This window comes from Paenibacillus sp. VCA1 (assembly GCF_031583795.1).
In the GTDB taxonomy this organism is placed as follows: Bacteria; Bacillota; Bacilli; order Paenibacillales; family Paenibacillaceae; genus Paenibacillus_AQ; species Paenibacillus_AQ albilobatus.
The window spans coordinates 387,748-400,723 of record NZ_JAVLSX010000003.1 but is presented as its reverse complement, the minus strand read 5'-3'; the positions used below and the strand labels follow the sequence as shown (position 1 = coordinate 400,723).

9 protein-coding genes are annotated in these 12,976 nt (G+C 53.6%); 7 read left to right on the top strand and 2 right to left on the bottom strand.

Annotated features, from left to right (window positions below; translation table 11 throughout):
* Position 1: 1 nt before the first annotated feature.
* From RJP21_RS08370 to RJP21_RS08355, 4 genes are all read left to right on the top strand, one after another.
* Positions 2-1,465, top strand: coding sequence for a sensor histidine kinase (locus RJP21_RS08370; protein WP_310859005.1), 1,464 nt, complete (start codon positions 2-4; stop codon positions 1,463-1,465).
* Positions 1,440-2,786 (top strand): AraC family transcriptional regulator, encoded by a 1,347-nt coding sequence (locus RJP21_RS08365; RefSeq protein ID WP_310858882.1) that lies wholly within the window; start codon positions 1,440-1,442, stop codon positions 2,784-2,786. Before RJP21_RS08370 ends, RJP21_RS08365 begins: the two co-directional genes overlap by 26 nt.
* Positions 2,787-3,044: 258 nt before the next feature.
* Complete coding sequence (locus RJP21_RS08360) at positions 3,045-4,448, top strand: sugar porter family MFS transporter (RefSeq protein ID WP_310858881.1); 1,404 nt, start codon at positions 3,045-3,047, stop codon at positions 4,446-4,448.
* Positions 4,449-4,604: 156 nt separating this feature from the next.
* Complete coding sequence (locus tag RJP21_RS08355) at positions 4,605-4,889, top strand: alpha/beta-type small acid-soluble spore protein (protein ID WP_160042944.1); 285 nt, start codon at positions 4,605-4,607, stop codon at positions 4,887-4,889.
* A 103-nt stretch (positions 4,890-4,992) separates the two neighbouring features.
* Here RJP21_RS08355 and RJP21_RS08350 read toward each other — a convergent pair whose 3' ends face one another.
* Positions 4,993-6,750, bottom strand: coding sequence for a sulfatase family protein (locus tag RJP21_RS08350; protein ID WP_310858880.1), 1,758 nt, complete (start codon positions 6,748-6,750; stop codon positions 4,993-4,995).
* A 183-nt stretch (positions 6,751-6,933) separates the two neighbouring features.
* On the opposite strand from RJP21_RS08350, the gene RJP21_RS08345 reads away from it, so the two are divergent.
* Positions 6,934-7,434 (top strand): MarR family winged helix-turn-helix transcriptional regulator, encoded by a 501-nt coding sequence (locus RJP21_RS08345; RefSeq protein ID WP_310858879.1) that lies wholly within the window; start codon positions 6,934-6,936, stop codon positions 7,432-7,434.
* Positions 7,435-7,615: 181 nt separating this feature from the next.
* Positions 7,616-8,515, top strand: a complete 900-nt coding sequence (locus tag RJP21_RS08340) for a 3-hydroxyacyl-CoA dehydrogenase (protein WP_310858878.1) — start codon at positions 7,616-7,618, stop codon at positions 8,513-8,515.
* A gap of 159 nt (positions 8,516-8,674) precedes the next feature.
* Here RJP21_RS08340 and RJP21_RS08335 read toward each other — a convergent pair whose 3' ends face one another.
* A complete protein-coding gene (locus tag RJP21_RS08335; RefSeq protein WP_160042940.1) occupies positions 8,675-9,505 on the bottom strand; it encodes an AraC family transcriptional regulator in 831 nt (276 codons plus the stop codon).
* A 259-nt stretch (positions 9,506-9,764) separates the two neighbouring features.
* Here RJP21_RS08335 and RJP21_RS08330 point away from each other — a divergent pair, with 259 nt between their 5' ends.
* Entirely contained in the window at positions 9,765-12,794 is a 3,030-nt protein-coding gene (locus RJP21_RS08330) for a glycoside hydrolase family 2 TIM barrel-domain containing protein (RefSeq protein WP_310858877.1), read from the top strand.
* Positions 12,795-12,976 lie beyond the last annotated feature (182 nt).

The window sequence follows — 12,976 nt, the reverse complement described above, 5'->3', positions numbered from 1 at the left end:
CATGCGCAGGATGCTGTTTATCGTCATTCCGCTGCTTTTTATATTAAATAACGCGGTATCGTTTTTTATTTTTCAAAGCGGGCGGACCGTGCAGCAAAGCTATAATATGATGCTGGATCGGGTATTATTATATAAACAAATCGACGAGAAAACCCGGGAGAATCTGCGGGCGGTCAACGTCTACATTATGGATCGCAGCCCAGGCAGCCTTCACGACTTCGAACGGCAAAACGTTGAGCTGAAGGCGCTGCAGGCCAGCCTGTCGGCCCAGCAGCCGGTCGCTGCCGCGGAGCTGGCCGCCCGGAGTTACCGGCATATGCTGGATACTTTCATTTCGCAGGAAAAAAACGTGTTGGATGCGCTTGGGAGCCGGACGCCTCTTGCGTATGCCCCTTTTTACGCCGAAGCGGAAACGACGGCAAGTTTCATTCAGGAGCAGGCTTACCAATTGATCGATCAAGAGCTGAGCTACTACCAGCCGTTTTACCGGAAAATTCTCACGCAGACGGATTTGATGAACCATTGGGGAGTGGCCGTTTTTGTGGCCAATACGGCGATCAGCCTCGTGTTTGCCTACTGGATTTCGCTGCGGATCACGAAGCCGATCCAGGGGCTGGTCCGAACGGCGGAGCAGATTTCCGAAGGCAATCTGGAAGCCGTTCCGCCGCAAATGGCAGCACATGACGAGTTTCGTATTTTATCGGAGGCATTCGAGCAAATGCAGGAGAATTTGAAGCAGCTCATTCAAAAGGAAAAGGAAGGGCTTGAAAAGGACCGTCTGGTCAAGGAGCTGGAGCTTGCGGTGCTGCAAAACCAGATCAACCCGCATTTTTTGTTCAATTCCTTGAACGTGCTGTCGAAGCTGGCCTTGATCGAAGGCGCCGAAAAAACGAGCGATCTTACCGTCTCCCTGTCGAACCTGCTGCGCTATAATCTGCGGAAGCTCGACCGTCCGGTGCCGCTGCGGGATGAAGTGGAGCATGCCAAGGAATATTTCATCATCCAGCAGGCTCGTTTTCGGGAGCGGATCCGGTTTGAAACCGACGTCGATGAAGCGGGTCTAGATGTGTTGGTGCCGGTGCTGACGCTGCAGCCGATCCTCGAAAACGTCTTTGTGCATGCCATCGAAGGCATGGAGGAAGGAGCCGTGATCAGGCTGGCTGTGAAGTGCCAATCCGACGAGACATGGGTGTCGATATCGGATAACGGAGCCGGCATGACCGAGGAAGTGAGGGATTCGCTGCTCCATTACGACGAGAAACCTCCGAAGGACGGGGAGGAGGGCAAAACGGGCCATTCCACCGGGCTCGGCACGCGCAACGTCTTCAAGCGGCTGGAGCTTTTTTACGACAGAAAGGATCTGGTCCGCATCGAAAGCGCGCCGGGAATGGGGACGACGGTCGTGCTGCGGATACCCCGTTCGGGAAAGGAGGAAAACCATGTATCGCCTGTTGATCGCCGATGATGAGGCGTTGGAGCGGGAAGGGATCGAATGGATCGTCAATCGGATGATGCCGGATACGTTCCGGATCATGCACGCGGAAAATGGACGGATGGCGATTCAGAAGGCGGCCGAGTTCCATCCCCATATCGTCATGATGGATGTCAGAATGCCGGGCATTCAAGGGCTGGACGCCCTAAGGGAGATCAAAGCCCTGAATCCCCAGGTTAAAATGGTACTGATTACGGCTTACGAATATTTCGACTATGCCAAGCAGGCTTTGTCCCTCGGCGTGCAGGAGTATTTGGTCAAACCCGCCAAGCGGGATCAAATCGCGGCCGTTTTGAAGCGGCTCGTGGATGAAATCACGGAGGACCGGCGGGATCGGAACGAGCAGCTTGCGGTTCGGGACAAGTTTTTTCAGCTGCTGCCGCTTGCGGAAACGGAACTGGCGCTGCACCTGATGTCCGATCAGGTCAACGAGACCGAGGTCTCGCAGCTGGCGGATATTTTGAAGCTGTCCGTGGACAAGGGCTGCGCGATCGTGCTTGCTTTTCCGGATATCGGGGACACGAAGAAAAAGGCTTACGATACCGTTAAAACGTACACGCATGATATCGCCAAAGACCGCTGCGGCGCCGTCGTCAGTTCCATGGTCCACAGCCATATGGCCGTATTTCTGCTGGTAAATCCGCACGCCGGCGTCGACGCGGTCCGTGAAGGCGCGGTGCAACTGGGCACGAAGCTTGCCGAAGCGCTCGCGGATCAATGCGGCATTACGATTTCCGTCGGCATCGGGTCGGTGCAAAGCGGGACGGCAGGGATCCGGCGCTCTTATTATGAGGCTGTGTTTGCCTCCAAATTCGACGACAAATGGGGAAGCTTGTACCGGTTTGAGGATCTGAAAACGGCCGAACGGAGCGGAAATGAAACGGAACCAGTAAACGGTGGGGGTCCACCGGAAGAGAGCACGTACGTCGAGCTGGCGATCAGGCAGATTCGGGAGGAGCGGGAGCAGAACACGACGAACATGCTGGATAAAGCGCTGGCATATATACGCGACAGGTTCCAGGAGGAGATTTCGCTTGAAGACACCGCGGAGCACGTTCATTTGAATCCGTATTACTTCAGCAAAGTTTTCAAGCAGCAAACCGGGGAAACCTTTATCGATTACGTAACGCGGCTTCGCATCGACAAGGCCAAGGACTTGATCAAAAACGGGGATTTGAGCCTGAAAGAGGTCTGTTATGCGGTGGGCTACAAGGATCCGAATTATTTCAGCCGCGTTTTTAAAAAGGTAACAGGAGTTTCCCCATCGGAATACCGCATCCAGCTTCAGTCTTAAATGTGGAACCGACTGCAGGAGAGGGTTCATGCCGGAAGGCATGGACTTTTTTGTTATCGGCGGTCAAAAATGTGCTAGTGCTCAAGGACTTTTCGTCCAAGAAAACCTGGGGGCAAATTTATGCTTGCATAACGCAAATAAGTGAAGGCATTCAACCGCATACGCAGCAAAGGCCGGTGTTACAATGGTGGTAAGGAATTTTAAGCGGGTTGAACCCGCGGATTGAATTCATTACATCATAGAAGGAGACATCGGACGATGAGCTCAAACATACAGCAATTAAGCGGACAAGCGCAACTCAGCGGGCAGCAAATCAGCATGAAGTTCGTTACGCTGGTATCGATCGTCGCGGCGATCGGCGGTTTGCTATTCGGTTTCGATACCGCGGTCGTGTCGGGCGCCGTCGGCTTTATGCAGAAGCGCTTTGACCTGAACGAATTCCAGGTAGGCTGGGCCGTTTCCAGCCTGATCGTAGGATGTATCGTCGGCGCGCTTGCCACCGGCGTGCTCAGCGATAAGTTTGGACGGAAGAAAATTTTGATTATGGCGGCGATTCTTTTTGTGATCGGTTCCATCGGTTCGGCCATCCCCGACACGTTTAGCGGGTTTATCATCGCCCGGATGATCGGGGGCCTGGGAATAGGGATTACATCTACGTTAAGCCCTCTTTATAATGCGGAGATCGCTCCCGCCAAATACCGGGGACGGCTTGTTGCGCTGAACCAGTTGGCCACGGTAACGGGGATTTCGCTCGTCTACTTCGTCAATCTGTGGATTTCCGGATTGGGCGACGATGCGTGGGATGTTTCCACCGCATGGCGGTGGATGTTCGGAGCCGGCGTCGTTCCCGGCGTATTGTTTCTCGTGTTACTGTTCCTTGTGCCGGAAAGCCCAAGATGGCTGATCAAGCAGGGACGGGCCGCCGAATCCCTCCCGATCCTGCTCCGCATTCACGGTGAAGAGCTGGCGAAGCAGGAAGTGTTGGAGATCAAAGAATCGTTTAAAGAGGAAAAAGGCTCCTTCCGGCAGCTGTTCAGCCCAAGCCTGCGCATGGCGCTGATTGTCGGCGTGGCGCTCGCCATTTTGCAGCAGGTTACAGGGATCAATGCGGTCATGTATTACGCACCGGAAATTTTCAAAGAAGCCGGGGCAGGTACGAATGCAGCGCTGATCCAAACCATTCTGGTCGGCGTGATCAACTTGCTGTTCACCATTCTCGCGATTTGGCTGATCGATAAAGTCGGACGCAAGGCGCTGCTCCTCGTGGGGTCTGCCGCCATGACGGTTTGCCTTGCCGTGATCGGCATCGCATTCCACACCGGACATGCTTCCGGACCGCTCGTGCTTATTTTCATTCTGATTTATGTGGCTGCTTTCGCCGTGTCCCTTGGGCCGGTCGTATGGGTCGTCATTTCGGAAATATTCCCGAACCGCGTCCGGGGCATTGCCACCTCCATCTCGTCGATGGCCTTGTGGGCGGCCGACTACGTGGTATCCCAGGCGTTTCCTCCAATGCTTGGCTCGGCCGGTCCGGCCTTGACGTTCTGGATTTTCGGCATCATGTCGCTGGTCACCGTCCTGTTCACATGGCGCGTGGTACCGGAGACGAAAGAGAAGTCGCTGGAGGAAATCGAATCCATCTGGGCGTCGAAACAAGCTTAAGGATAAAAGAAATGAGGATGTACTTCAAAGGGAATGACCCTTGAGGGCATCCTCTTTTCGTTTTTTCACGTTTAAAGCAATCCGGCAGAAACTAACAAGGATGAACGCTCCTCTTTTCGGGAAGGTTAGTTGAAAACATGTGTAGGAGTGAAGAGGATGTCCAGAAGAAACAGAAGGTATGCGGTTCCCGGAGCGGAGCGCGGCATGCAGGCGTTTAAGGCCGAAGTGATGCGGCGCGAGGGTTATCACGTGGACCCGAACCATCCGGATGACGTGAAATACGAAGTGGCGAAGGAGCTTGGCGTTCCGCTCGAGCCGGGCTTTAACGGTGATTTGACGACGGAATCGGCAGGGCAGGTCGGCGGCAAAATCGGCGGTTCGATGGTCCGCGAAATGATCCGGCTTGCGCAGCAGCAGATGGCGGATCGAGAAGGACGGTAACTTTTTATAGAGGGGCTGCCCTAGTTTCTTACGTCGAGCATTGTTTTTTCAGCACCAATAAAAAGAGGGCCAAGCCCTCTTTTATACATAGCTTTTCAGTTTGTCATTGCATCGGGCTTAAGAAGGGGTACAACCGTTTTTTAATTCGCTGCTCATTAAGCAGTTTCATCATCAAAGCTTGAATGGCGGCGGTACAGGGAGTTGCACGGGACGGGTGTGCCAGATTCACCGTTTCCGACGGATCTTCGGTCAAATTGTACAGCTCGTATTCGTCAGGGACGGGAGACGTTTTCGTTTGGGCTGCAAAAGAGCCTTTCCGTTCGTCATTCTCGTAGGTGATCGGTTGAGCAGTATCATTTTTGACACCGGGATGGGTCCCGAATCGGGCATCATCGTAATAACGGGAAAATTTCCACAGTTCCCTTTTTTGATTCCGGTAAATGGGCGTGACGACGGTTTCGATATGGTTAGGCTGCGTGACGGACGGATACGGCTTCCCTAGCGGATTGACCTGGTGCTGGCCTTTGGTAACGTCATCCTCCGTCATAAAGTAGATCGTCTCATCGACGCCATACGTGTGCGCTCCATGAAGAAACGGGGTCAGGTTGCGGCCGACGAAAGGCCGGGCCTCGGTGAACCGGTCCTGCAGCTTGCACCGGATGCCGTCGATATCCGCGCGCGCAAGCCCAAGCATGGTCGGCAGCAGATCCACATGGCTGGTCAAGGAATGGAAATGGCGGTGCCGCGGAAAAAGACGACGGTTGTGAATGATGAGAGGCACATGCAGCACTTCTTCATAGGAGCAATAAAATTTTTGATGCAGATGGCCGTGCGCTCCAAGCAAATCCCCGTGGTCGGAGGTAAAAATCACGATCGTGTTGTCGTAGAAGGAGGAACGGACCAAAGCCTCAAAAACTTTACGCATTTGCCGGTCGGCGTTTTTCTGAAGCTGGTAATACAATTTTCGATAAAAAGGCTGATCGGTGATCGGTTGCAGCGCTCTCGGATAAATGTCGCGGTAGCTGGCCTGGCAGCGGGGTTTCGTCCGCAGATCCTCGTAAAACGACGGCGGCGGGGGAACATCGGGCATAGGTTCGACGTCAAACCGGAAGAACGGCAGCCCGGCCGTGATCGCCCCGTATAACACAATGTCATGCGGGTTCACGAATGAAGCGACGATCAGCCACGGATTTGCGTCCGGGTTGTTTCTTTTTTGATGATCCAAAGCTTCAATGAGTCCGGTCGTCTCCGCAGCATAAACCTCGTCCCTCCCGGCGATGCCGTAACCGGCGGATGAACCGGAGTTCCGCGGGTTTTTGCCATGCGGTTCCGGACCGACCCAGCTTGAAAACCCGAAATCGTTCAGCCTGTCGGCGCGGTTGTACAATGCCGCGTTTTGATCGGGCAACCCCGTTAAAGGATGATAGCTGGCGACGCTGCTGCGGGTACCGGGAACGACGATATCTTCAAAGGATACGTGCCATTTCCCCTTGAAATAGGTCTGGTAACCCGCCGCGCGAAAATAGTCTCCCAACGTCGGAACGGTGTTTCGATCCAGCCAAAACATGTCCGGGTCGGCCGCCCGTTTGGCGATTCCGTCTGTTTGGCTGACGCCGTGAAGCGACGGATAATGACCCGTGAGCAGCGTGGCCCGGCTGGGGCAGCAGGCGGCGCTGCCGATGTAATGCCTGTCGAATTCCAGCCCATGGGTTTTGAGCAGCTCGTGGGTTATAAGGTTTTGTTTGCGCCATGCCTGGATTTCGTTGTTTTCATACACCGGTGGGTAACGCTCTTCATCCACAAGAAGCACGAGGAAATTGGGATTTTCGAGGCAGCCTGAGGATAACGGCCGATCGCTCATAAGAAACACATCCCAGGTCTAAGGATATGTTTCAAAGCAAGTGCTTAGAAACAGCAGCTTTGCGTCGCAAAACGATGGCCGGCATCATTATGTTTGTCGGGATATTCGAAGCGGTTAAAATTTGACGAAAATTAGTTAACTGGTTTATTATTAAAAAGTGAACTAAAAGGATGGGAGGACAAGATGTTTCATTTCTTGCATGCGATTGAACGCTATTCCGGACAGTTAAATCTCTCCGAATCGGAATACAAGACGGGGAGAGTGCTGGCCGACCTGTTTTTCCTCACCACCGAAATTCAGAAGGACTTGGAACGGCGAGCGCGTGAATTCGGAATCTCGTACGGGCAATACATGTTGCTGTGCGTGCTCCGGTATCAGCCGGACGGGCGGTCCAATCCTTCGGCGCTGGCCGATCATTTGAAGGTAACCCGGGCTGCGGTAAGCTCCATGATCGACGCCCTCGAAAAGGGCGGATACGTGGCGCGCGAGCTGGATGACCGTGACCGGCGCGGCATGGTCATTTCGATGACGGAGACCGGCTTAAACAAAGTGAAGGAAATGACGCCTTTGTTCCTTTCCTTAATGGATCGGCTCGTATCCGAATTCGGGGAAAGCGACATCGATTCGCTGCTTCAAGGATTGGCCAAGCTGAAGGGCGGATTCGAAAAACTCCGCCAGGATTAATGCCTCATAAGATGATGGCGCTAACGCTGCAAGCTTGTCGGGAATAGCAGACGGCTGTAGCAGGAGAGACTACGGGATGTGCAGTCATCGCCTTTTCCGTCGTCGATCCGGGCTTCCCGGCAAGCGGCCCGGCATCTTCAATCATCCCATGAAAGACATCGTGATTTAAGGAGGAACGATCATGAATTATAGAAACATTACCGTTGCCGGAAGCGGCGTTTTGGGCAGCCAAATCGCGTACCAAACTGCGTTTAAAGGGTTTCAAGTAACGGTATACGATATCAATGACGAAGCTTTGGAACGTGCAAAAGAAAGAATCATGCAGCTGAAGCCGCATTATCAAGCGGATCTTGGCGCGACGCAGGAAGAGGTGGATAGCGCTTATAACCGTATGTCCTTCAACAGCGATCTGTCCCAAGCGGTAGCGGATGCCGACCTGGTCATTGAAGCGATTCCGGAAGTGGTGCAGATCAAAACCGATTTCTACGCGAACCTGGGAAAGGCCGCTCCGGAAAAAACGGTGTTTGCGACAAACTCCTCCACGCTGTTGCCAAGCCAATTTGCGGAAGCCACAGGCCGTCCGGAGAAATTTTTGGCGCTGCATTTCGCCAACGAGATTTGGAAAAACAATACGGCGGAAATCATGAAGCATCCGGGAACGGACATGAACGTGTTCCAGGACGTGATCGAATTCGCGAAAGCGATCGGCATGGTTGCGCTGCCTTTGCATAAAGAGCAGCCGGGGTATATTTTGAACTCGCTGCTGGTTCCTTTGCTGGATGCGGCTCAGCGCCTGTTGGTCAAAGAGGTGGCCGACGTCGAAACGATCGATAAAACATGGATGGTTGCGACTGGCGCACCGATGGGGCCGTTTGCGATTTTGGACGTGGTGGGCATCAATACCGCATATCATATCGGCCATGCAAAGGCGGAAGCGACGGGAGACGAAGAGTTCAAAAAGATCGCCGATTTGCTGAAGACCGAATATATCGACAAAGGTAAACTGGGAAGAGCGACGGGAGAAGGTTTTTACAAATATCCGAATCCGAGCTTCCTGAAGCCGGATTTCTTGAAAAACTAAGGTTTCGACCGGTCAAAACATTCTAAAGATGCAGGTAGTCGCAAGAAGCGCAAGGAGCATGGGGGCTGCAGGCCCATGCTCCTTTTTTTTGTTGGGCAATGATGGGGAGAGGCAAGTCATTTCAATGCCCTGAGGACAGCAATTTAGCCGCCGCGCGGTTCACCTCACCCCGTTCAGCTTGCGAAAAGCCTCCGGGGTCATCCCCTCGGTGCGCTTGAATAGCGTGCTGAAATACCCCGGCGTCGTAAATCCGACTTGCCTTGCGATTTCGCCGATCCGGGCTTCGGGAAATTCCAGCAGGCGTTCTTTGCTTTTGTGGATGCGGAGCTGGTTCAGGTACTCCATCGGGCGTTTGTTCAGTATTTTCCGAAACAGGAGACATAAGTGCTGGACGGACACCCCGATTTGCCGGGCAAGCTCATGCAGCGGAATATCACGGCGGTAATGTTCTTCCATGTAGTCAAACACGGGCTGAAGTCGCAAATATCCTTGGTCGGTGGACGGTGAATGCAGGGTCATGTCGGTCATCAGATCAATGAAAAACATGTAGGCTAGCTTTGAGCATTCGAGCCCGGCAAGCGGTTTATCGGAAAGCGTTAAGGACAGCGCATTTTTCATATGGTTGAGAATAAGCTCCTGGCTATGCACCGAATAGACGGCGGATTCGTTCATTCCGGCAAGCTGCGCCATCGCCTTCGCTTCTTGCCCCATGAATGTAACCCAGTACACTTCCCAAGGTTTTTCAACTCCGTAATAAGCATGTTCTTCATCCGGGTACAGAAACATGCCCGAACCGGGTTTCACCCGGTAGGTCTGTCCGCGTACCACCAATTCTCCTTGGCCGGATACGCAATGCAGCCATTGGAATTGGGGATAACCGTCGGGCCTGTGGATCGGCTCCTGATGATCCCAATGCCCGGCACCCGTCATATAGACAGGCAGCTTCATGACCGTATCGGTTTGCATAAGAAATCCAAGCTTGTTCGCCATAGGTCTTCAACACCTCATCGTTATCGCCGCATGATGCGAAAATCCTTGAACAAATAAGAAAATCACGTTCTGTATCAGGCGGTACGACCCTTTTATAATGTTAATATAACATAATGATGACATGGGAACGATGGACTTTGAAAGTGCGCGGCGTTTGATGGGAGCCTGGGAAAAGGCCGTCATGCGAAGCAGGTTTTAGCTCCGCTAGACATCTTGCTGCCGAGCCGTCGTTCACCTGCCGAGAGGAGTCGGAATCAAAATGACCTTAAAGGCTTATTGGGAAAATCCGAACATACTGCATGAGAATCGCGAAGAAGCACGCGCTTCCTATATTCCTTACGGAGACATGGAGAGCGCGCAATCAGGCAAACGAGGACGCTCGCCATGGTATCAAACGCTGAACGGCAGCTGGAAATTCAGTTACCGCCCGCGGGCGAAGGACGTCGAAACGGATTGGGCCGGGGAACGATACGATACATCGGGCTGGGATGACCTGCTTGTTCCTTCCTGCTGGCAGGTGCAGGGTTACGACCAGCTTCAATATACGAACGTCAATTATCCGTTCCCTTATGATCCGCCGTACGTCCCCGACGACAATCCGGCCGGCTTATACGTCAGGGAGTTTCGGATCGGGCCGGAATGGTCCGGCAAAGATACGTACGTTATGTTTGAAGGTGTAAACGCTTGCTTTTATTTATGGATTAACGGCACCTACGTGGGGTACAGCCAGGGAAGCCGCGTACCGGCGGAGTTCAACATCGCTTCGCATGTGCGGCAAGGAAGCAATAAAATCGCCGTGATGGTGCTGAAGTGGTGCGACGGCTCTTATCTGGAGGACCAGGATCAGTGGCGTTATACCGGCATTTTCCGGGACGTGTACCTGCTGGCTCGCGATAAAGCCCATGTACGCGACGTATTCTGCCGGACGGAGCTTGCGGAGGACTTGAAGTCCGCCCGACTCAAGGTGGATCTGGACACAACCGGTGCTGCGTCCGTTTCCGTTCTGCTAAAGGATTCGAGCGGGCAGGAGCTGGCGAACCAGCGCGCGGACGTTGACGGGACACACGCCTTCGATCTTCAGGTTAATTCTCCAATGCTTTGGAACGCCGAGCATCCGTACTTGTATGAGGTTTATATTTCGAGCGGGGAGGAAGTTCTGCGCTTTAAGGTCGGCTTCCGCCATATCGAGATCAAAGACGGGGTATTCCGCATAAACGGACAAGACATCAAGCTCAAAGGGGTCAACCGCCACGACTCGCATCCCGAGCTCGGCCAAACGATTCCGCTTCGGCATATGATCGAAGATTTGAAGCTGATGAAGCGGCATAACATCAATACGATCCGCACATCCCATTATCCGAATGATCCGCGTTTTCTGGATCTTTGCGACGAATTCGGATTTTATGTCATCGACGAAGCGGATCTAGAGTCCCACGGCGATTTCTCGCTGCATTACGGAACCAAAAACAATCGGAGCTTTCCGAGAAATCCGGAGTGGAAAGAAGCTTTTCTGGATCGCCAAATCCGCATGGTGGAGCGGGACAAAAACCATGCCTCCGTCATCATCTGGTCGCTTGGCAACGAATCTTATTACGGGCCGAACCATGTCGCGATGGCGGAGTGGACGCATGCCCGCGATGGGTCCAGACTCGTCCATTACGAGAGCGCGGCCCATGATCCGGAGCACGAATTCGACCAAAGCTGCCTGGATATGGAGAGCCGGATGTATATGTCGGTTCCCGATTTGGAGGCTTACGCGAAGGACGACAGTAAGCAGAAGCCGATGTTTCTTTGCGAATACAGCCATGCAATGGGCAATGGCCCGGGTGATCTGAAGGACTACTGGGAGGTGATGTATGCCTATCCGAAGCTGATGGGCGGCTGCGTCTGGGAATGGGTCGACCACGGTATTCAAACGTATACCGAAGACGGAAGGCCGTTTTATGGATACGGCGGCGATTTCGGCGAAAAGCCGCATGACGGCAACTTCTGCATCGACGGCCTGGTAAGCCCGGACCGCAAGCCGAATATCGGGCTTTTGGAGCTGAAGGAAGTATACGCTCCGGTGGCGATCGAAGCGATGGATGAGAAGGGGCGTTTCAGCATCAAAAACCGCTATGATTTCAGCACGCTGAGCAAGCTTGCGATCCGTTACCGCCTAAAAGCCGAAGGCACGCTGCTTCAGCAGGGAGATCTCGCCGTACCGGAGCTTGCTCCGCATGCGAGCGCGGAGGTAACGATGGACCTGAATATTCCCGACTCGGTGGCGGCCGCCGTCGACCTGGAGTTCAGCGTAGTCTTGAACGAAGATCGGGTTTGGGCGGAAGCGGGATATGAGCTTGCATGCGTACAATTTGAAGTCAAACCGCGTACGGCGAGGGGGGCTGCGGGGCAAGGCGGCGCATTAAGCCCTGCAAGGACGGTTCAGGCTGCTGAAGAGGGACGGCTGCTCGTCCTCGAAGGTTTCGATTTTAAGCATACGTTTGATTTGAGCTTGGGCACCTTTACCGGCATCACGAAGCAGGGCGTCAGTATGCTTGCGGCTCCGGCGCATTTTGAGGTGTGGCGCGCACCGACGGACAATGACCGCAACGAAAAACATGCCTGGACGAACGCCGGACTCGACCGGGCTGTTACCAAAGTTTACGGCGTCAGCTGGGATCAGCCTGCTTCAGATCGGGTAACGATCAAAGTGGACTATTCCTTAGGCGGATATTCGATCCGGAACATCCTGAAGGGGATGGCCGTTTGGACCGTTCAAGCTGACGGTTCCATTGCGCTCAAAACCGACGTCGAAGTCGCGGAAACGGTCGATTTCCTGCCGCGGTTCGGCCTGCAGCTTACGATGCCTAAAGGAAATGAGGTCGTAACCTATTATGGTCTGGGCCCACATGAAAGCTACATCGACAAGAAGATGAGCGTGAAGCGCGATGTATATCATACGAGCGTCGATCAGATGCATACGGATTACATCATGCCGCAGGAAAACGGCTCCCGCTATCATACCGAATGGGCGGCGGTAAGCAATCATCTGGGCATGGGGCTCCGCTTCACGGCGCCGGACAGCTTCTCCTTCAATGCGAGCCATTATACGCCCGGGGATCTGACGAAGGCCCGGCATAACGTCGAGCTGGTGCGTCGTGAAGAAACGATCGTGCATCTCGATTACAAAATGAGCGGTGTCGGCTCCAATTCCTGCGGGCCGCGTCTCATGGAGACGTACCAGCTGAATGAAAAGTCGTTTGCGTTCGAGGTGAAGATGCATCCGGTGTTTGGCGAGGATGAATAGCCGGTCGGGAGATCGGCGCCCAGTGACATGGCATGCGTATATGTGTAATCAGCTGTAGAAATTGAAAAAAGGGATGCTCCGACTAAATTGGGGGCATCCCTTTTTCTCTAAATACTCACGGAATAGCCTGTATAGGTTCTGTATAGTCCTGGTTGTTACAATGATAAAAATGGAGAAATTGT